We start from the raw sequence: 20,663 nt of genomic DNA, 5'->3' as shown, positions 1-20,663 counted from the left end.
TACCGTGCGGCGCACACGCATGTCCGGACCCGGATGCCCGGTCCGGGCGCCGGGTAGGTTGCGGCCATGATCGAGTGGGACGTCAAGAAGCTCCGCATCCTTCGCACCCTGCGCGACCGGGGCACGGTCACCGCGACCGCGCAGGCCCTGCTGATGACCCCGTCCGCGGTCTCGCAGCAGCTGTCCAACCTGTCCGGCCAGCTCGGCGTACCGCTTCTGGAGGCCCAGGGCCGACGGGTCCGCCTCACCGACGCGGCGCACCTCGTGCTGCGCCACGCCGAGGCCGTCTTCGCCCAACTGGAGCGCGCCGACGCCGAGCTGACCGGCTATCTGCGCGGCGAGGCCGGCGAGGTACGGATCGCGGCGTTCTCGACGGCGGTGCCCGCCCTCGTCGTACCGGCGATCCAGCGGCTGCGCGCCGAAGAGCGCCCGGGACCGGACGTACGGGTGCGGGAGGCGGAGGCCGCGCAGGCGTACGAACTCCTGGCCGCCGGTGATGTGGACCTCGCCCTGTCCCTGGCCGCGCACGCCCCGACGGCCCGCGACCCCCGGTTCGCGGTGTCGCCCCTGCTGGCGGACCCCCTGGACGTGGCCCTGCCCGCGGACCACCGCCTCGCCGCGGCGCCCGCCCTCCGTCTGGCGGATCTCTCCGGCGACCCTTGGATCTTCGGTGGCTCGGGCCCCTGGTCACAGATCACGACGGCCGCGTGCGAGGCCGCCGGATTCGTGCCCGAGCAGGCGCACAGTGCCTCCGGCTGGACGGCGATCCTGGCCATGGTCGAGGCGGGCATGGGGGTGGCCCTGATCCCGCGCATGGCATCGGCGGAACGGCACAGCCGGGGCGGTGTGGTGATGCGCGCACTGGAAGCGGACCAGCCGCGACGCCATGTGGTGGCGGCGGTACGGCAGGGGGCCGAGCGGGGTCCGGCGGTGGCCAGAGTCCTCGCGGCGCTCGGCGAAGCGGCCTCATCGTTCACTTCAGCTGAATAAATAATGCAAAAAGTTTCGATGGACCTAATGGGTTGTCCGCCGCGACAGTAGGCGCATGACCTTCGAACAGAATGAGAACCGGCACGAGGACCCCCACGCCAACGATGCGGCTCCGTACGGCGGTGGCGACCCGTACGCCGACTACCGCACCACCGACCTCCCCTTCACCGAACTCGTCGACCTCGCCGACCGCCGCCTCGGCGCGGGTGTGATCGCCGCCAACGACGAGTTCTTCGCCCAGCGCGAGAACCTCCTGGTCCGGGAGCGCGCGGTCTTCGACCCCGAGCACTTCGGCCACAAGGGCAAGATCATGGACGGCTGGGAGACCCGCCGCCGACGCGGTGCGGACGCGGCCCATCCGTTCCCGGCCCCCGAGGAGCACGACTGGGCCCTGATCCGCCTCGGTGCTCCCGGCATCATTCGCGGCATCGTCGTCGACACGGCCCACTTCCGCGGCAACTACCCGCAGCGCGTCTCGATCCAGGCGACGGCGGTCGAGGGCTCACCCGGCCCTGCCGAACTCCTCGCCGACGACGTGAAGTGGGAGGAGATCGTCCCGCCGACCCCCGTACGCGGCCACGCCGCCAACGGCTTCGAGATCACCGGCGGCCGTCGCTACACCCATGTCCGTCTCTGCCAGCACCCCGACGGCGGCATCGCCCGGCTCCGCGTCCACGGCGAGGTCCTCCCCGACCCGTCCTGGCTCGCCATGCTCGGCACCTTCGACCTGATCTCGGTCCTGAACGGCGGCAGTTACGAGGACGCCTCCGACCGCTTCTACTCCTCGCCGACCCAGATCATCCTGCCCGGCACCTCCCGCAAGATGGACGACGGCTGGGAGAACCGCCGCCGCCGGGTCCGCGACACGAACGACTGGGTCCGCTTCCGCCTCCCCGCCCAGGGCGTGGTCCGCGCGGTCGAGATCGACACGGCCTACCTCAAGGGCAACGCGGCCGGCTGGATCGCCCTCCAGGGCCGCAACGGTGAGACGGGTGAATGGTTCGAGATCATCCCCCGCACCAGGCTCCAGCCCGACACCCTCCACCGCTTCCCCCTCCGCGACCGGGCGATCGTCACCCACGTCCGTCTCGACGCCTTCCCGGACGGCGGAGTCGCCCGCATGCGCCTGCACGGCAGCCTGACGGAGTCGGGTGCGGCCGAACTGGTCCGGCGCCACGAGGAGTCGGGCGCATGACCCCCATCCCGCAACCTCTTCCTCCCGTAATCGCCTTCCTCCTGTAACCCCCTTTGCTCCCGCCCGTCGGACGGCTGCGCGACGGCGCCCGCCCGACGGGCGGTTTCCAAGGCCGACGCCCCCGGACGAGGGCGTGAGCACGGACGGCTGTGCCCGGACGGATCCGGATGCGCGTGCGCGTCGGCGGAGCCGGATTCCCGGTGTTCGAGGCCGGAGGCCCGATGCCTCATGGCGTGGCGGCAGCGACTGCGGGCGCGGAGATCAGGGCCGTGGCCGACCCGGGTGGTGAGACGTTCCGGCTGCTGTGATCCGACAACCGGGTGGGAGAGAGGAAGGGGCGCCCCCGCCATCGCGGGAGGCGCCCCTCACTGCTTCACCGTTCAGTCGTTACGCCGTGGCCGCCGCAGCGTCCGCGGCCTGGGCCTTCAGCGCGCGCTCCACACCCGAACGCGACTCGGACATCAGACGGCGCAGGGCCGCGTTCGGCTCCGCCGAGGACAGCCAGGCGTCCGTGGTGTCCAGCGTGGCCTGCGAGACCTGGACGGCCGGGTAGAGGCCGACGGCGATCTGCTGCGCCATCTCGTGGCTGCGCGACTCCCAGACGCCCTTGACCGCTGCGAAGAACTTCTCCGTGTACGGAGCGAGCAGTTCGCGCTGGTCGGTCTGGACGAAGCCGGCGATGACCGCCTCCTGGAGGGAGTTCGGCAGCTTGTCGGACTCGACGACCGAGGCCCACGCCTCCGCCTTCGCCTCCTCGGTGGGGCGGGCCGCGCGGGCGGTCGCCGCGTGGCGTTCGCCCGCCGCCGTCTTGTCGCGCTCGTACTCGGCGGCGATCTCGTCCTCTTCGAGCAGGCCGGTGGCGGCGAGCCGCTCGATGAACGCCCAGCGCAGCTCCGTGTCGACGGCGAGGCCCTCGATCGTCTCCTTGCCGTCGAGCAGCGACTGCAGCAGGTCCGTCTGCTGCGGGGTGCGGGCCGTCGCCGCGAAGGCGCGGGCCCAGGCCAGCTGGTGGTCGCTGCCCGGCTCCGCCGCGCGCAGGTGCGCCAGCGTGGCCTCGGTCCACTGTGTCAGCCCGGCCTCGCGCCACTCCGGCGCCGCGTACAGGTCCAGCGCCAGCTTCACCTGACGGTGCAGCGACTGGACGACGCCGATGTCCGACTCCTTGCCGATGCTGGAGAGCACCAGGGAGAGGTAGTCCCGGGTCGCCAGCTCGCCGTCGCGGGTCATGTCCCAGGCGGAGGCCCAGCACAGGGCGCGGGGGAGGGACTCGGTGAAGTCGCCGAGGTGTTCGGTGACGACGCGCAGCGACTCCTCGTCGAGACGGACCTTCGCGTACGAGAGGTCGTCGTCGTTCAGCAGGATCACGGCGGGGCGGGCGGTGCCGGCCGGGAACGGCACGGTCGTGCGCGCGCCGTCGACGTCCAGCTCGATCCGGTTCGTACGGACCAGCTTGCCGGAGTCGTTGTGGTCGTAGCAGCCGATCGCGATGCGGTGGGGCCGCAGCGTCGGCTCGCCCTTCGCGCCGGCGGGGAGGGCCGGGGCCTCCTGGAGGACCGTGAAGGACGTGACGTGGCCGTTCTCGTCCGTCTCGATCTCAGGGCGCAGGATGTTGATGCCCGCCGTCTCCAGCCACGCCTTCGACCAGGTCTTCAGGTCGCGGCCGGAGGTCTCCTCCAGCGCGCCCAGCAGGTCGGACAGCCGGGTGTTGCCGAACGCGTGCGCCTTGAAGTACGCCTGGACGCCCTTGAAGAACTCGTCCATGCCGACGTACGCCACCAGCTGCTTCAGGACCGAGGCGCCCTTGGCGTACGTGATCCCGTCGAAGTTGACCAGCACATCGTCCAGGTCACGGATGTCCGCCATGATCGGGTGCGTGGACGGCAGCTGGTCCTGGCGGTAGGCCCAGGTCTTCTCGGAGTTGGCGAACGTGGTCCAGGAGTGCGGCCACTTCGAGCCCTCCGCGTACGCCTGGCAGGCGACCGAGGTGTACGTGGCGAACGACTCGTTCAGCCACAGGTCGTTCCACCATTCCATGGTGACGAGGTCGCCGAACCACATGTGCGCCAGCTCGTGCAGGATGGTCTCCGCACGCCGCTCGTACGCCGCGTCCGTCACCTTCGAACGGAACACGTACTGGTCGCGGATGGTGACCGCGCCCGCGTTCTCCATCGCACCGGCGTTGAACTCCGGGACGAACAGCTGGTCGTACTTGGCGAACGGGTAGTCGTAGTCGAACTTCTCCTGGAACCAGTCGAAGCCCTGCCGCGTCACGTCGAAGATCGCGTCCGCGTCGAGGAACTCGGCCAGCGACGGACGGCAGTAGATGCCGAGCGGAACGGACTGGCCGTCCTTCTCGTAGCTGCTGTGCACCGAGTGGTACGGGCCGACGATCAGGGCCGTGATGTACGTCGAGATGCGGGGTGTCGGCTCGAAGGACCAGACGTCGTCCTGCGGCTCGGGCGTCGGCGAGTTCGAGATGACCGACCAGCCCTGCGGCGCCTTCACCGTGAACCGGAACGTCGCCTTGAGGTCGGGCTGTTCGAAGCTGGCGAAGACGCGACGCGCGTCCGGAACCTCGAACTGGGTGTAGAGGTACGCCTGCTGGTCGACCGGGTCGACGAAGCGGTGCAGGCCCTCACCCGTGTTGGTGTACGAGCAGTCGGCGACGACCTTCAGCTCGTTGGAGCCCGCGACCAGGTGCGGGAGCCTGATGCGCGAGTCGCGGAACACGGCCGCGACATCCAGCGACCTGCCGTTCAGCTCGACCTCGTGCACGGCCGGGGCGACCAGGTCGATGAAGGTCTCCGCACCGGCTTCGGCGGAGTCGAAGCGCACGGTGGTCACGGACCGGTAGGTGCCGCCCTCCTGCGCTCCGGAGAGGTCGAGATCGATCTCGTACGCGTCCACGGTCAGCAGGCGCGCCCGCTCCTGTGCCTCTTCGCGGGTCAAATTGGTGCCAGGCACGCGGTCATCTCCTTGGTATGTGACGTTTCCGGTCATCCTTCCATGTCACATGCCCGAATGGAGTGGCTATGGGTGTGCCACCGCGGTAGCATCAATGGTATGAAGATCAGTGTGAGCCTGCCGCAGGAGGATGTCGCCTTCGTCGACGAGTACGCCCTGAAGACCGATGCGGATTCCCGGTCCGCGGTGATCCATGCCGCCATCGAGCTGCTGCGTGCCGCCGGTCTGGAGGCGGAGTACACAGAGGCGTTCGAGGAGTGGGACGCGAGCGAGGACGCCGCGCTCTGGGACCGTACGGTCGGAGACGGAATCGCCGATGCGTAGAGGCGACATCCACCTGGTCGATCTGGAGCCGGCCAGGGGCAGCGAGGCCAACAAGGTCAGGCCTGCCGTGATCGTCTCCAACAACGCCGCCAACCAGTCGGTCGAGCTCAACGGCAGAGGCGTGATCACCGTGGTGCCTCTGACATCGAACACCGCACGTGTTCTCACGTTCCAGGTCCTTCTCAGGGCCGACGAGAGCCGTCTGCCGAAGGACTCGAAGGTCCAGTGCGAGCAGGTCCGGGCGGTCGCCCCGGACCGTGTCCTGAAGCGGATCGGTATCGTCCCCCGCCGGCGCATGGCCGAGATCGACGCCGCCCTGCGTCGGCATCTCGCCCTCTGACGGATACGAAAGGGCGGCCACCGCACCGCGGTGGCCGCCCTTTTCGTGCGTACAGGCGTCAGCCGTTCAGCTCCGCCGCCACCAGCTCCGCGATCTGTACCGCGTTCAGCGCCGCGCCCTTGCGCAGGTTGTCGTTGGAGACGAAGAGCGCGAGGCCGTTGTCCACGGTCTCGTCGACCCGGATCCGGCCGACGAACGAGGCGTCCTTGCCGGCCGCCTGCAGCGGGGTGGGGATCTCGGAGATCTCGACGCCCGGGGCGTCCTTCAGCAGCTCGTATGCGCGCTCGACGCTGATCGGACGGGCGAAACGTGCGTTGACCTGGAGCGAGTGGCCGGAGAAGACCGGCACCCGGACGCAGGTGCCGGACACCTTCAGCTCCGGGATCTCCAGGATCTTGCGGGACTCGTTGCGGAGCTTCTGCTCCTCGTCGGTCTCGAAGGAGCCGTCGTCGACGATCGAGCCGGCCAGCGGCAGCACGTTGAAGGCGATCGGGCGCTTGTAGACGCCCGGCTCGGGGAAGTCGACGGCCTCGCCGTCGTGGGTGAGCTTGTCGGCGTCGGCGACGACCTTGGACGCCTGGCCGTGCAGTTCGGCGACACCGGCCAGGCCGGAGCCGGACACCGCCTGGTAGGTGGCGACGGTCAGCGTCTGGAGGCCGGCCTCGTCGTGCAGCGGGCGCAGCACGGGCATGGCGGCCATCGTGGTGCAGTTCGGGTTGGCGATGATGCCCTTGGGCCGGTTCGCGATCGCGTGCGCGTTGACCTCGGAGACGACCAGCGGGACCTCGGGGTCCTTGCGCCAGGCGGAGGAGTTGTCGATCACGACGGCGCCCTGCGCGGCGACCTTCTCGGCGAGCGCCTTCGACGTTGCGCCACCGGCCGAGAACAGCACGATGTCCAGCCCGGAGTAATCGGCCGTCGAGGCGTCCTCGACGGTGATCTCCCGGCCCTCCCACTCGATGGTGGAGCCCGCGGAGCGCGCGGAGGCGAACAGCCGCAGCTCGTCGGCCGGGAACTTCCGCTCGGCCAGGATCCTGCGCATGACTGTGCCGACCTGACCGGTGGCGCCGACGATTCCGACCTTCACAGGGACTCCTTCGAACGTACGAACTGGCACGGTTGCCGTTCCATGATGCGTGTGTCCACGGCTTCCTTGTCCAATCCATTGTCCGCGTTGCGGACATCGCCCGCCCGGCCGGGCAGAGCAGTGGGCGGGAGCTCCACTGAGCACCCGCCCCACTGTCGTACGGATCACACGGTGACCGCGGTCACCGCGGAGATCACGGGCTCCGCTACGGCGTGACCTTCTCGATCACGACGCTACCGGTGCCCGCCGCGGTCCCGTGGCTGTTCACCAGGTGGACCTCGCCGAAGAACTGCCGGCCCTCGGGGGCCGCCCCGGCGACCGAGACCTCGGCACCGATCTGGGCGGAGGCGCCGTTGGCCAGGTTCACGGCCTTCGACTCGTCGACCTTGATCGTGCCGAGCGACGGCGCGTAGTACACATCGCGGTAGTCGTAGGTGGTGGTCCCGGCCGGAACGCTGTAGCCGTCGATCACGACGGTGTACGTACCGGCGGCCGGCTTCACCAGGCTGACCGACTCCTCGGAGCCGGCCGTGGTGGACTTGCCGACCTGGGTGTTGCCCCGGAAGACGTACAGGTCGATGTCGGCGTTGGCGTCCGACGTACCGCCGATGGCGACGTCCAGCTTCTCGACGCCCTCACCGATGGTGACCTCGAACTCCTGCTCGTCGCCCGTCTTGATCGACGGCTTGGCGACCTTGGCCGAGCCCAGCGAGCCGCCCTTGAGCGTGCCCTCCAGGTCGCCCGCGTTGTTGGTGACCTTCCAGCTCACCGGGGCGGGCGTGCCGATCTTCGCCTCGGCGATGGTCTGCACCGCCGGGTCGAAGGTCGCGCCGAGCAGCGAGACATCCAGCTTGTACGGGTTGTCCAGCAGCGGCGACGTACGCCGTGCCTCGACCTCGATCTCCCAGACGCCCGGCTGCGGGTCCTTGTAGGAGCGCACGTCGGGGCGGCAGGTGTTGGCCGGGTTCTCGTAGTTCGGGTAGCAGAAGATCGTGGAGCTGTCCTCCATCTGTACCCCGTACGGGTGGATCGAGATGAAGCGGGTCTGGCTGCCCGAGCGCAGCGCGCTCATCGCGACCTCAAGGGTCTTGGCGCCCTCCGGCACGGTCAGGAAGTACGACGTGGTGCTGTTGCGCTGCACCGAGCCGGACGCCTTGAACGCGTAGGCGGGCTTCGCGAGCTCCTTGGAGACGACGACCGTGGTGAGGATCTGCTGGTCCACGCCGACGGTCCTGCTGTCGTCCACCCGAAGGATCGCGCTGTGCACGCCCGCGCTGCCCGGCTTCGCCTCGACCTTGACGGTGACGGGCTTGCCCAGCGGCAGGGAGACCGTGCTCGGACCGGTCAGCTTGAAGGTGCCGTCGTTGTTCTTCCACGACAGCTGGTGCCTGACGGCCTTGTCCGGTCCCGTGGTGCGGGTGATCGTGACGTCGTACGACTTCTTCTGACCGGCCTTCAGACCGCCCTCGCGGTCGTACAGACCGGTACCGAAGCCGGGGGTCTTCAGCGCGAAGTCGATCGCGGTGTCGACCGGGGCCTTCACCGCGTACTCGTGCGCCGGGGCGCCCTGCTTCTCGATCTGCTTCCAGGCACCGACGATGTTGATCAGACCGGAGCCCTGGGCGTGCGCCGGCACCCCCTTGATGTGGGTGGCGGTGCTGGTCAGCGCCGTACGCAGATCGGCCGGCGGCAGCTCGATGTGCTTCTGCTTCGCGGCCGACAGCAGCAGCGCGGTCGCACCGGCGGCCTGCGGCGAGGCCATCGAGGTGCCCTGCAGCATGGAGTAGCCCGCCGGCAGGCTGTAGCCCGCCTCCTTGACCGGGCCGCCGGGCAGCCAGGTCTGGGTGGTGTTGATGGACGCACCCGGGGCCGTCAGGATCGGCGCGAAGCCGCCGTCCTCACGCGGACCGCGCGAGGAGAAGGGCAGCATGTCGTACTTCTTGGTGACGTTCGAGCCGTAGTTGGCCGCCCACGTCTCCTTGGAGATGGACGCACCGACGGAGATGACGTGGTCGGCGAGGCCGGGGTCACCGATGGTGTTCACACCCGGGCCGTCGTTGCCGGCCGAGATGACCAGCTGGACGCCGTAGATGTCGATGAGCCGCTTGTAGAGCTCCGCGCGGGCATTGTTGCCGTCGTTGAGCGGCGGCAGGCCACCGATCGACATGTTGACGACATCGACACCGCGGTTCACGACGAGGTCGATCATGCCCTCGGTGAGCGCGATGTTGGTGCAGCCGCCGGACCAGGTGCAGGCACGCGAGGAGACGATCTTCGCGCCGGGCGCGGCACCGTTCATCTTGCCGCCGAACAGGCCGTTGGCGGAGGTGATGCCCGCGACGTGGGTGCCGTGCTCGGACTCGATGACACCGATGTTGACGTAGTCGGCCTTGTCGCCTGCCGCGTTGTACACGACGTTCTTGCGGGTCTCCACGACGAACGGGATGCGCTCGACGACATCGGTCGCCGGGTTGTCCGTGCCGAAGTAGCCGACCTGGTGGCCGTCCTTGTACGGCTTCATGACGGCGTCGTTGGAGAAGTCCGCGTCGTTGTTCAGGTCGACGCGGACGGTACCGGCGACCGGGTCGTAGAGCACGGCCCAGACGTCGGTGGTGTCACCGTCGCGATTCAGGTCCCCGGCCATGTCGCCGCCCTTGGTGGCGGCCTCGGAGAAGAGCTGGATCTTGTACGAGCCGGCCGGCGCCGAGTAGGTGCGGCCGCCGATGGTGAAGGTCGGGCCGGAGACCGACGCCGTCATCCGCAGCCAGGTACCGTCGCTGTCGCTGACCGGGTCGGTGGCCGTCACCCAGTCGACGATCTTGCGCTCGCCGGTGGTGGTCTTCTGGAGCGCCGGGTGACCGAGGTCGACACCCGAGTCCAGGATGCCGATGGTCACGCCCCGGCCGTCGGCCTTCGGGTGCTGCTTGACGAAGTCGACCGCGCCCGTCTCGAAGGACGGGTTGTACGGGTTCTTCGCCGGCGTGTTCTTGCCGGGCGCCGGGTAGGTGCCCGTGGACTTCGTCGTCGCCCCGGCGGCCCGGTCGGCCGCGGGAGTCGGGTCGTCCAGCTTGATCTCCTGCTTGAGATCGATGCCGTGGACGGACGACAGCTTGGAGGCCGCCTTGATGGTCGCCTCGGCGGTCGCGGTCGGGACGGTCGCGCGTACGTAGCCGAGCTTGTCGTACGTACGACCCAGCACGGACCCCTTGACGGCGTCCAGCTGCTCGGCGACCTGCTCGGTCGCACCGGGCGTGGTGGCGACCATCATCGTGACGTTCTTCTCGCCCTTGGCCTTGGCCTTGGCCAGAACATCGGCATCGGCCGAGCCGAGCTTGTCGGCCGTGGCGCCGTTGGCGGCGGACTTGACGGGAGCGGGAGCGGGGTCATCGGCGGCGAAGACCGGGGCGGCGCCGGTGGCGGCCAGCGCGGCCACCAGGCCGGCGGCAGCCGCGACTCGGGCCACGCGTCTTGCCCCGGGTATGGAACTGGGGGACTCGGAGGTCATCAGCATCCCTGAAGTGAAAGAGAGAGTCCGGAATTCGGTACCGGATGACCGCTCACCCTTTCGTAAATGACAGGGGTTTGTGGAGAGTTGAGGTGGGCGAGATGTGGACATGGCGGACTTCCGCCAGTGGTGCTGATGCGCCATCAGGGATGAAACGGTGAATAAGTGGCCTCCGTGGCCCGCCCTCAACGAGGCAGGATCATCACATACGCGGCCGGTTCACGGTCGGCCGCCGCCATCAGTGCCGTACGCACCACGACCGCCTGCTGCTCCCGCGCGTCGCGGAGCTTCTTCGGCGAGAGGTGGACGACGGTGACGCCGAGCCGCTCCAGATGTTCCCGCTTGGCGGCGTACGCGGACCACTGCGCGTCGTGATCCTCCTGGCGCCGGGTGTCGTCGAGCCTGCTGTGCCGTGGCGCCCTGGTGTCGAGCACCACGGCGACCGCCTCCTCGAGCCAGTAGGCGTCCACCCCGCCCAGATGCGGGCCGCCGGGCAGTCGCAGGTTCACATTCCAGAGCGGCTCCGGCAGGCCGTACGTCCGCACCATGTCGTACAGCCGGCCCTCCGCCAGTGCCCGGCCCTCGGCGAGCAACGAGTCGACGGCGGCCACCACATGGGGGCGGCCCAGCAGCCCGGCCCGGCTCAACTCGCCCACGACGGCGGCCGGCTCGCAGTGCCCGCCGCGGACCGCCTCGGTGAGCAGACGGCGTACGGCCGAGGTGTCCCCGAGCCCGGCGACCGCGTCGGCGAGTGCCCGCTCCACCGGGGCCACGGGCAAGCCGTTCACCTGCTCGGGGCGAGGGGGCTCGGAGGCCCGTACCAGATGTACGTACCGGACCGAGCGCAGTCGCCGGATGCGCGGCACCAGTACATCGATCCGGCCCGACGACGCGGGCGGCGGCGCGGCCACGAAGCCGTGCAGGGCGAGCGCGGCAAGCCCGGTGACCATGGCCGCGCCGTACCCGGACTCCGTGTCCGCCCCGGGCTGCGCGGGTACGCCCCGGCGGCCGGAGGCCGGTGGCCGGCCCGCGTACAGCAGGGCGGAACGCAACCGTTCCTCGCCGGTGGGCGGTCCCGGGTGCAGGACATACACGCCGGGCAGCGGCTGCTGCCACGGCCCACCGGTCCTGCACCGTGCGGCGACCTCCGAGGCGGACACGCCGTTTGCTCTCAACTGCGCTGCGGACAGCACACGTTGACGGACATCGCCGGTGATGCGGAGTCGGCAGGGAGAGAGTGGGGTGTTCTGGGTCATGTTCCGGGATATCCCGCACGCGGTCGCGGCACTAACCCCTGTTACACGCCCGTCGACAATTCAGGACAACGCCGTCCTAAAGTACGCACGTTCGACGACCGAAAAGGACTGTCCTGGCGGGAGTTTCCTCCCGCCAGGACACGTCCGGCCCGTCCGGTGTCCGAGGACGGAGCCGGGGCGTACGGCCCCGGCGCGTCCGTCAGATTCCGGCCGCCGCTGCCGTTGTCGCGTCACACGCCTGTGCCCGCAGCGCCCGAGCCAGATCGTCCCGGGCCTCCAGCACCAGCCTCCGCAGCGCCGGCGCCGCGTCCGCGTGCGCGGTCAGCCACGCGTCCGTGGCCGCGAGCGTCGACGGATCGTCCTGGAGCGCCGGGAACAGACCCTTGACCACGATCACGCCGATCTGGATCGACCGCTCGGCCCACACCCGCTCGATCGCCTGGAAGTACTTCTCCGCGTACGGTGCCAGCAACTCCCGCTGCGACGACTGCTCGAACCCCGTGATCGTCGCCTCCACCAACGCGTTGGACAGCGCGTCCGACTCCACGACACCCGCCCAGGCCTGTGCCTTCACCGCAGCCGAGGGCCGCGAGGCCAGGCACCGGACCTGGTGCCGCTTACCGGACGCCGTGTCGTCGCGGGCCAGTTCGGCGTCGATCGCCGACTCGTCGGCCACGCCGTGCGCGGCCAGCGGCGACAGGAACGCCCAGCGCAGCTCCTGGTCGATGTCGAGGCCGTCGATCCGGGCCGAGCCGTCGAGCAGCCCGGACAGCAGCTGGAAGTCCGTGTCCGCGTCGGCGACCGACGCGAAGAACCGCGCCCAGGCCAGCTGGTGCTCGCTGCCGGGCTCGGCGACCCGCAGCTCCCGCAACGCGGCCTCGGCCAGCGCCCGGCCGCCCTCCTCGCGCCACCCCGGCGCCCCGTAGTGCGTGAGCGCGGTCCGGGTCCAGGCGTGCAGCATCTGCAGGACGCCGATGTCGGACTCCCGGCCGGAGAAGGACAGCACGAGGGAGATGAAGTCACGGGCCGGCATCAGCCCGTCCCGGGTCAGGTTCCACAGCGCGGACCAGCACAGTGCCCGCGCCAGGGGATCGGTCATGTCACCGAGGTGCGCCCGCAGCGTGGCCAGGGACACCTCGTCGAAGCGGACCTTGCAGTACGTGAGGTCGTCGTCGTTGACCAGGATCAGCTCGGGCCGCTCGGCCCCCGCCAGCTCCCCGACCACCGTGCGCGGTCCCGCCACATCCACCTCGGCACGCGCGTAGCGCACCAGGTTGCCGTCGGCGGCCCGCCGGTACAGGCCGACCGCGACCCGGTGCGGCCGCAGTTCCGGGTGGGAAGCGGCCGCCTCCTGGAGGACCGCCAGCTCCGTGATCCGGTCCGCCGAGTCGTACGTCGCCACCGGGGTCAGCGAGTTGACGCCCGCGGTCTGCAGCCACGACCGGGACCAGACGGTCATGTCCCGCCCGGACGTCTCGGCCAGGACCGACAGCAGATCGCCCAGCTGCGTATTGCCGTAGGCGTGCTTCTTGAAGTAGCGCCGGGCGCCCTCCAGGAACGCGTCCCGTCCCACGTACGCCACCAGCTGCTTCAGTACGGAGGCGCCCTTGGCGTAGGTGATGCCGTCGAAGTTGAGCTTGGCGTCCTCCAGGTCACGGATGTCGGCCGTGATCGGGTGCGTGGACGGCAGCTGGTCGGCACGGTAGGCCCAGGACTTGCGGTTGTTGGCGAAGGTGATCCAGCCGTCCTTGAAGCGGGTCGACTCGACCATGGCGAAGACGCCCATGAAGTCGGCGAACGACTCCTTCAGCCACAGGTCGTCCCACCACTGCATGGTGACGAGGTCGCCGAACCACATGTGCGCCATCTCGTGCAGGATGACGTTGGCCCGGCTCTCGTACGACGCCTGCGTCACCTTGCCGCGGAAGATGTACTCCTCGCGGAACGTGACACAGCCCGGGTTCTCCATCGCGCCGAGGTTGTACTCGGGCACGAACGCCTGGTCGTACTTCCCGAACGGGTACGGGTAGTCGAAGTTGTCGTGGAAGAAGTCCAGGCCCTGCTTGGTGACGAGGAAGACGTCGTCCGCGTCGAAGTGCCGGGCGAGCCCCTTGCGGCACAGCGCGCCGAGCGGGATCTCCAGCTCCGTGCCGTCGTCGAACGTGCGGGTGTAGGAGTCGGTGACGTAGTGGTACGGACCGGCCACGATCGCCGTGATGTACGTCGAGATCGGCTTCGTCTCGGCGAACCGCCGCACCTCCCCGTCCCGCGACTCCTCGGCCCCGTTGCTCCAGACCGTCCAGCCCTCGGGCGCCGCGACCTCGAAGCGGAAGGGGGCCTTCAGGTCGGGCTGCTCGAAGTTCGCGAAGACCCGCCGCGAGTCGGCCGGCTCGTACTGCGTGTAGAGGTAGACCTCGCCGTCCTCCGGGTCGACGAACCGGTGCATCCCCTCGCCGGTCCGGCTGTACGCGCACTGCGCGTCGACGACCAGGACGTTGTCGCCCTCCGGCAGCTCCTCCAGCGCCACCCGCGTCCCGTCGAAGACGACGGCGGGGTCGAGCGGCTGCCCGTTCAGCGTCACCGTGTTCACGCTCGGCGCCACCAGATCCGCGAAGGTCGACGCCCCCGCCCGTGCGGTGCGGAACCGGATCGTGGTCACCGAGCGGAAGGTCCGCGGACCGGAGGAGGCCCCGTCGCCGTCCCCTTCGGGCCCACCGACGGCGGAACGCAGATCGAGAGCGACCTCGTAACCGTCGACGCTCAGCAGCTCGGCCCGCACGCGGGCCTCGTCGCGGGACAGGTTCTCACCGGGCACGGCACACTCCTTTGTGTCACGTTCGAATAGTTTGATCCTCCCATGTCGCCACTCGGCCGGGCATGCGGGAATGGCCGGTGCGCCCTGAGGCGTTCTCGCGCACAGGTGCGAACGCCCTCAAGAGGAGAGAAATGTCTGACAACAGCACGGCGACCGGCAAGACCCCTGCCGATTTCTGGTTCGACCCCCTCTGCCCCTGGGCCTGGATGACCTCCCGCTGGATGCTGGAAGTGGAGAAGGTCCGTGACGTCGAGGTCCGCTGGCATGTGATGAGCCTTGCCGTTCTCAACGAGGACAAGCTCGACGAGCTGCCGGAGGAGTACCGCGACCTCCTGGAGAACAAGGCCTGGGGCCCGGTACGCGTCGTCATCGCCGCCCAGCAGAAGCACGGCGACGAGATCGTCGGGCCGCTCTACACCGCGCTCGGCACCCGCTTCCACAACCAGGGCGAGGGCCCCACCCGCGAGGCGATCGTGGGCGCGCTCGGGGACGTCGGCCTGCCGGCCGAGCTGGCGGACTTCGCGGACTCGGACGCGTACGACGCCGAGCTGCGCGCCTCCCACAAGGAGGGCATCGACAAGGTCGGCCAGGACGTCGGTACCCCGGTCATCGCCGTCCCGGGCTCGGACGGCGAGCAGATCGCCTTCTTCGGCCCGGTCGTCACCCCCGCCCCGAAGGGCGAGGAGGCGGCGAAGCTGTGGGACGGCACGCTGCTGGTGGCGTCGATCCCCGGCTTCTACGAGATCAAGCGGACCCGGACCCAGGGCCCCATTTTCGACTGATCGCACACGATGCGGTGCGGGTGCCGGCCGCCGTCCGGAACCCGCACCCCTCAGCTCACGCGTACAACGCGTCCAGCTTCGGCAGCCGCAGCGCCACCCGCCCCGCGTCGTCGAAGTCGAAGTCCCACTCAGGGTCCAGGGCGGGGTAGTCGATCGTGAACGAATGGCCGGGCAGCTCCTCGCCCGTCGCCGCGAGATACGCGTCCCGGGCGATCCCGAGCATCCGCTCGCACTCCACCTCCCGGCCCTCGGGCGCGGCGGCCCTGATCACCGGCAGCTCGGCCAGTGTGTCCGGATCGGCGACGACCCGCTCGAACACCTCGCGCCCCTGCGCGATCAGCCAGCCCCGGAAGTACTCGAAACCGTCGTCCGAACAGCCGCCGTTGACCGTGTACGCCGCAGCCCAGAGCGGGGCCCGGTACGAGGCGGCCATCACGTCCCAGAACAACTGCTGCGCGGCGACGATCTCGTCCCGGGGCCGGGCGGCGAGCAGCGCGGAGGCCCGCTCGACGACGGCCTCCGCATCCTCCGGGCCGGTGACCTGTGCGCGGGCGTCGTCGATCAGATTCCAGAAGTCCGTCGTGTCCATGCGGTGCAGCATGCCGGAGTGGTCTGACAGTCTCGGGTGCGGCGAGTTGCCGAGGGAGCCGAGGGAAGGGAGTCCGGCGGACATGAAGGTACGACCGGCACGGCGGTCCGAGGCCGCGGCACTGACCGAGCTGGCCCTGGCATCGAAGGCCCACTGGGGCTACGACGAGGCGTTCCTCGCCGCCTGCCGCGACGAACTCACCCTGCACCCGGCCGACATCGACCGCCGCCGCACCACGGTCGCCGAGGAGGACGGCCGCGTCCTGGGCTTCATCACCTTGGACGGCGCCCCGCCCGAGGGCGCCCTCGGCATGATGTTCGTCGCCCCGGACGCGATCGGCCGGGGCATCGGACGGCTCCTGTTCGAGTACACCATCACGGAGGCCCGCCGCCTCGGTTTCGCACGCCTCACCATCGACGCCGACCCGAACGCGGAGCCGTTCTACCTGGCGATGGGCGCGGTACGGATCGGGGCGACCCCGTCGGGATCGATCCCGGGCCGTGAACTGCCGCTGCTGGAAGTCGGCCTCACGTCGCGCTGACCCCCTGCCGGGGCCCGGTAGCCGTCTCGACCGGTTCAGCAGCCCGGCGCCCGGCCAAGGCCAGCGCCAGGGTGACCGCGAGTGAGGCCGTCGCCATCACGGTCATCGCGGTCCCCGGCGAGGTCCGCTGGGCGATGGCGCCCGCGAGCGCGGCCGCGACGCCCTGCATGGTGAGCATGCCGGAGGAGTGCAGTCCGAGAGCCTGACCGGTCATCTCCTCCGGGGTCAGGGCCATCAGCCGCTCCTGGAACAGCAGACTCGCCGAGAAACCGACCGAGGCGAGCGCGGCCAGAGCGAACGCCACGGGCAGCGCCGGTCGCGCGGCGAAGAGCAGATACGGGGCGGCCAGGAGCAGCTGCATCGGCATGGCCAGCCGCCCCCGCCAACGCTGTGCGACGAACCGGCCCACCACCGTGTCCCCGACGAGCATCCCCAACGCGCCGAACGCGAAGAGGAGCCCCGCGTGCTTCGGGGAGTACGGGACGAACAGCGACTCGCAGCCGACGATCAGCCCGTTCGGCACCCAGAGCGCGAGATAGACCCGGCGGCGCGGGCCCGAGGACCACAGCACGGCATTGGTCCGCCACGTCTGCGCAACCGACGGCCGCCCGGCGGCGCGCGGCGGACGGCGTGCCAGCCCGAACCGGGCCACGGCCGCACCCATCAGATACAGGGCGGCGGCGACGAGCAGTGTGCCGCGCGCGGACAGCGTCGTCACCAGCAGCCCGCCGAGCGCGAAACCGCCGATCTGCATCAGGCCGACGCACATGTTCAGTACGGAACGCCCCAGCAGATAGCCGTCCTTGGGCAGCACCTCATTGAGCAGGCCGTACCGCACACCGCCGCCCACGGCGGCGACCACACCCTGCATCAGGATGATCGCGAAGACCATCGGCAGCGGAAGCCCGGGGACGGCGAGGACGGCGGTGGCCAGCCCGAAGGCGAGCGCCATGCCGGTCATCGCGGCCCGTGGCGGCAGGCGGTCCGCCGCCGACATCAGCACGGTCGCCCCGATCACCTGGGCGAGCGAGGAGCCGAACATGGACAGGGCGGCGAGCAGCGGCGATTCGGTCGCGGCGTAGACGAGGCTGCCGAGGGCCAGCCCGCTCATCGTCGACCCGGCGACCTGCACGGCACTGGTCGCGAAGAGCGGTCCGAACTGAGGCGTTCGGAAGAGTTCCCGGTAGGTGCGCATGCGGGGAGTGTCAGTGGCCGTCCACGGCGGCCGTTACTGTTTCGCATGGAGGCGAAACGTGGAGGCATGACGCCGTGGGCCTGTGGCAGATCAACACGGACACGCTGGCCGGGAGCCGGTTCGTCGTTTCACCGCTCGCCGAGACCATTTCCGCCCTGAAATCCCTGGAGAGGGGCCGGCCCGAGCACCCCGGCGAGCGGGCCTGGCTCGATGCCCATCTGCCCGCCTATTGCGCACGGCAGGCCGCCGACCCGGTCGCGGCCCGTCTCGTACCGGCCGCACTCGGTGGCAGCTGGAACGCGGACTTCATCACGCCCACGCCGACGGGTGACGGCGCCCCGACCTTCGAGGAGGAGCTGGCCCCCGTCCGGGCCACCACGCCCGAGCGTGCCCGAGCGGACCTGTCGGTGTCGCTCGGCGGCCGTCCGCTCCCGGAGCTCCTGGACCGCGACGACCTGGCGCAGCGCGCCGCCGACGTACTGGACTGGGTCTGGCACCGGACCGTGTTGCCGGACTGGCCGCGCCGCCGCCGGATCATCGAGGCGGACATCGTCGCGCGGACCGGACAGCTGAGCCAGGGCGGCTGGGCCGCCGCCCTGAGCGGCCTGCGCCCGGGAATGCGGTGGCTCGGCGGGAGCCGGCTCCAGATCAACGCGCACGACTACCCGCCGAAGCAACTGGCGGGTGTGCGGCTGCTGTTCGTCCCGGTCACCCAGCGCACGGGCTGGGTCTCCTGGGACGACGACGCGAAGCGGTACGCGGTCGTCTACCCCTGCTCGGGCGCCCTGGCCGACGCGGGACGGGCGCAGGTCCCCGACAGCCTGGGCCGCCTGCTCGGCCCCGCGCGGGCATCGGTCCTCATCCTCCTCTCCAGCCCGAAGAGCACCACCCAACTGGTGGCCCTGACCGGCCAGGGGCTGGGGTCGGTCGGCCGCCACCTCAAGGTGTTGCTGGACGCCGGCCTGGCGGGCCGCCGAAGGGCTGGGCGGTCGGTGCTGTACTTCCGTACGGATGTGGGTGACGTGCTGGTGGGTGCCCAGCGGGGCGGCTGAGGAGTGCGGTTGCTCGTAGGGGATTTCATGTCCGGCAACCGTCGACTGCCCGGTTCTTGACGTTCTGGTGGTGAGGTTACGGGCACGGGAGGTGCTGACGAACCAGATGCTCAGGAATAAGGAGTTGCGGGCGGCGGCCCGGCTGACCGAGGCGCTTGGGACCCGTTGCCGCTTTGCAGGCCGTTAGCCTGTCGGTATGTCAGAGCGTGTCATGCCCGGTCGCACGGACGGCCTGATCACCCTGGTTGCCGCGGACGCTCTGTGGGTCGATTTGGCGGCCGACAGTGCTGTGCCGACGGCTTCTGGGGCATTCACCTGCTCTCCTGCCCGTGCCCGGGTGGGGTACGTCCTGCTCGGCGGCCATGTGGTGGCGACGGTGAGGGCGAGCGGCGGTCAGTTGAGTGTTCCGGAGGTCGAGGTGCGCCGGGCGGCCGCGGAACTGAACGCGGTGGGGATGGATCGGCAGGACCTGGTCCGCATCGGTCCGTTTCGTGGGGCGCTGAGGCAGGAGTGCAGCGAGGAAACGCCGCTGCGTTGGCGCCGGCGCATAGCGGGGGAACTGCAGGAGCTGGGCGGCCCCGAGCGGGCAGCACGACGTGAAGTCGGCCGGCCGTACCATCTGGCGGGGATCGACTGGCGACAGATACTCGTGGAGCAGACCCGCGACGGGACGCAGCGCACGTGGTGGCTGCCGCGCGCTGTGGTCAGGCTGCTGGACGCGGCCGAGCACGCCGAAACGCAGTGGGTGCAAGCCGCGCGGACCCGCCAGGCAAGCGCAGCCGTCACCGAGCCGCCCTCCCACCCCCGGCAGGCCCGAGACGCCGGCGGTCGGCAGACGACGAGCCCCGAGGGCCTCACCGCCTCACTGCGCCCGTACAACAAAGAGCTGGAAGGCCAGCTGTACTCGGTGCTCAGCAGGAAGCCCGGTACCTCCCGCAGGGTGGCTGGGTGGGCGTGCGCCGTCTGCCGCACTGCGCCCGCCACCGTACTCGACCACTGCCACGAACACGGCTACGTCCGCGCCCCCGTCTGCCAGTCCTGCAACACACAGGAACGCCCCGACCACCTGTACAGCAACGACATCCGCGTGGCGAACCGCTACACACGCCTCTTCCATACCGACACCGACGACTGGCTCCGCCACTGGCACCGCTGCCCCGGCTGCCGCGCACGCACCACCCTGCCCCTGCCACACCTCGCCGCATGGACCGCCCACATAGCCTGCCGATCGCTGCGCCCGACCCACCGCGCCCCCCGCGGGCGCAGGCCTTGCGGTGTCCTGCGCGTGTCCTGGACGGGCAGCCAGAACGCGCCCCGTTCCTGCCTGCTCACTGTCGCCGTCGACTTCTGTCCCTCCGGCGAGCACCGCGTCCTGGCGCGAGTCCCCTACCGCGAAGCCGCCGAGCGGTTTCGTGCCTGGCTGGCCGAGACGGCCCCTGCCGTGGCCGCCGCGGCCGGTCCTGACCGCCTGGACGGCCTCCCTGCCCAGTTCCGGCCAGTCATCGCGGACACCAGCGGCGAGGACCTGGAACTGTTTTGAGCGGGCACCGGGAGACCTGACACCCCACCGTCACCTCGCAGCTGCTGGCCCCCGACACGGTCACCCCGCACGCCCCAGCGAAATGCGCAGCAGAGCCGCGCGTGCAGGGCGCCAAGTGCTGCGGAGACAGGAACGGCAGCAGCCGGTCGGCCTCTGCCTATACGCCAGGGCCTGCTGAGGAACGGACGTCATGGCCGGAACTCTGCGTCCGGTTGATGTGAGGCCGATGCCCAGAAGGACGGATGCGGCATGCTCCAGGAGGGGGGCGGGGGTGATGGATTGTTCGCAATGCCTTGTATACCGCTCGGCCGGTGTTGGATGCAGATCACCGGTGTGGATGTGAGCGTCACACGGCCCCGTCGTCGCGAACAGCTGCTTCACCTCGGGGGCCTTGTAGAAGGCGCTCAGCCCGCCGAAGCTGGGGTGCACGTCACCGGCAGCCGTCGCGATCACTCCGCGACGGCGGAGCAGGTGCGGGCGTCGGTCCG

16 protein-coding genes are annotated in these 20,663 nt (G+C 70.2%); 9 read left to right on the top strand and 7 right to left on the bottom strand.

The annotated features are described in order from the left end of the window. Positions 1-66 precede the first annotated feature (66 nt). The 3 genes from GA0115254_RS29145 to GA0115254_RS44775 all read left to right on the top strand — a co-directional run bounded on the left by GA0115254_RS29145 (position 67) and on the right by GA0115254_RS44775 (position 2,493). Positions 67-990, top strand: coding sequence for a LysR family transcriptional regulator (locus GA0115254_RS29145; RefSeq protein ID WP_093898260.1), 924 nt, complete (start codon positions 67-69; stop codon positions 988-990). 55 nt (positions 991-1,045) lie between these two features. Then, positions 1,046-2,185, top strand: coding sequence for an allantoicase (gene alc, locus GA0115254_RS29140; RefSeq protein ID WP_093898259.1), 1,140 nt, complete (start codon positions 1,046-1,048; stop codon positions 2,183-2,185). A gap of 167 nt (positions 2,186-2,352) precedes the next feature. After that, a complete protein-coding gene (locus GA0115254_RS44775) occupies positions 2,353-2,493 on the top strand; it encodes a hypothetical protein (protein ID WP_176740339.1) in 141 nt (46 codons plus the stop codon). A gap of 79 nt (positions 2,494-2,572) precedes the next feature. Here GA0115254_RS44775 and pepN (GA0115254_RS29135) read toward each other — a convergent pair whose 3' ends face one another. Beyond that, positions 2,573-5,149 carry an aminopeptidase N gene (pepN, locus tag GA0115254_RS29135; RefSeq protein ID WP_093898258.1) on the bottom strand — a complete coding sequence of 859 codons (2,577 nt, stop codon included), beginning with the start codon at positions 5,147-5,149 and terminating at the stop codon, positions 2,573-2,575. A 99-nt stretch (positions 5,150-5,248) separates the two neighbouring features. Here pepN (GA0115254_RS29135) and GA0115254_RS29130 point away from each other — a divergent pair, with 99 nt between their 5' ends. Together GA0115254_RS29130 and GA0115254_RS29125 are read left to right on the top strand one after the other, a co-directional pair. Continuing rightward, a complete protein-coding gene (locus GA0115254_RS29130; RefSeq protein WP_093898257.1) occupies positions 5,249-5,473 on the top strand; it encodes a ribbon-helix-helix domain-containing protein in 225 nt (74 codons plus the stop codon). Beyond that, a complete protein-coding gene (locus GA0115254_RS29125) occupies positions 5,466-5,813 on the top strand; it encodes a type II toxin-antitoxin system PemK/MazF family toxin (protein ID WP_093898256.1) in 348 nt (115 codons plus the stop codon). Before GA0115254_RS29130 ends, GA0115254_RS29125 begins: the two co-directional genes overlap by 8 nt. A 58-nt stretch (positions 5,814-5,871) precedes the next feature. Here GA0115254_RS29125 and GA0115254_RS29120 read toward each other — a convergent pair whose 3' ends face one another. From GA0115254_RS29120 to pepN (GA0115254_RS29105), 4 genes are all read right to left on the bottom strand, one after another. Next, positions 5,872-6,900: an aspartate-semialdehyde dehydrogenase gene (locus GA0115254_RS29120; protein ID WP_093898255.1), complete on the bottom strand. Its 1,029-nt coding sequence runs from the start codon at positions 6,898-6,900 to the stop codon at positions 5,872-5,874. A gap of 205 nt (positions 6,901-7,105) precedes the next feature. Continuing rightward, entirely contained in the window at positions 7,106-10,411 is a 3,306-nt protein-coding gene (locus tag GA0115254_RS29115; RefSeq protein ID WP_176740338.1) for a S8 family serine peptidase, read from the bottom strand. 179 nt (positions 10,412-10,590) lie between these two features. Beyond that, a complete protein-coding gene (locus tag GA0115254_RS29110) occupies positions 10,591-11,661 on the bottom strand; it encodes a hypothetical protein (RefSeq protein WP_093898254.1) in 1,071 nt (356 codons plus the stop codon). A 199-nt stretch (positions 11,662-11,860) separates the two neighbouring features. After that, complete coding sequence (pepN, locus tag GA0115254_RS29105) at positions 11,861-14,476, bottom strand: aminopeptidase N (protein WP_093898253.1); 2,616 nt, start codon at positions 14,474-14,476, stop codon at positions 11,861-11,863. 131 nt (positions 14,477-14,607) lie between these two features. Between pepN (GA0115254_RS29105) and GA0115254_RS29100 the strand changes: the two genes are divergently transcribed. Further along, positions 14,608-15,258 (top strand): mycothiol-dependent nitroreductase Rv2466c family protein, encoded by a 651-nt coding sequence (locus tag GA0115254_RS29100; RefSeq protein ID WP_093898252.1) that lies wholly within the window; start codon positions 14,608-14,610, stop codon positions 15,256-15,258. A 55-nt stretch (positions 15,259-15,313) separates the two neighbouring features. On the opposite strand, the gene GA0115254_RS29095 is transcribed toward GA0115254_RS29100, so the two are convergent. Then, the gene (locus GA0115254_RS29095; RefSeq protein ID WP_093898291.1) at positions 15,314-15,847 is read right to left on the bottom strand and encodes a DUF4240 domain-containing protein; all 534 of its coding nucleotides are present in this window, start codon (positions 15,845-15,847) and stop codon (positions 15,314-15,316) included. 82 nt (positions 15,848-15,929) lie between these two features. Between GA0115254_RS29095 and GA0115254_RS29090 the strand changes: the two genes are divergently transcribed. Then, a complete protein-coding gene (locus GA0115254_RS29090) occupies positions 15,930-16,388 on the top strand; it encodes a GNAT family N-acetyltransferase (protein ID WP_093898251.1) in 459 nt (152 codons plus the stop codon). Here GA0115254_RS29090 and GA0115254_RS29085 read toward each other — a convergent pair. Beyond that, positions 16,375-17,583, bottom strand: coding sequence for an MFS transporter (locus GA0115254_RS29085; RefSeq protein WP_093898250.1), 1,209 nt, complete (start codon positions 17,581-17,583; stop codon positions 16,375-16,377). The two genes, GA0115254_RS29090 and GA0115254_RS29085, sit on opposite strands and share 14 nt — an antisense overlap. 74 nt (positions 17,584-17,657) lie before the next feature. On the opposite strand from GA0115254_RS29085, the gene GA0115254_RS29080 reads away from it, so the two are divergent. After that, positions 17,658-18,635, top strand: coding sequence for an ArsR/SmtB family transcription factor (locus GA0115254_RS29080; RefSeq protein ID WP_093898249.1), 978 nt, complete (start codon positions 17,658-17,660; stop codon positions 18,633-18,635). Between the two features lie 196 nt (positions 18,636-18,831). Continuing rightward, on the top strand, positions 18,832-20,175 hold the full coding sequence (locus GA0115254_RS29075) for an endonuclease domain-containing protein (protein ID WP_093898248.1): 1,344 nt from the start codon (positions 18,832-18,834) through the stop codon (positions 20,173-20,175). Positions 20,176-20,663: the final 488 nt, after the last annotated feature.

Source organism: Streptomyces sp. Ncost-T10-10d (assembly GCF_900091955.1).
In the GTDB taxonomy this organism is placed as follows: domain Bacteria; phylum Actinomycetota; class Actinomycetes; order Streptomycetales; family Streptomycetaceae; genus Streptomyces.
The sequence above is the reverse complement of the archived record's forward strand: the minus strand, read 5'-3'. Positions and strand labels throughout refer to the sequence as shown.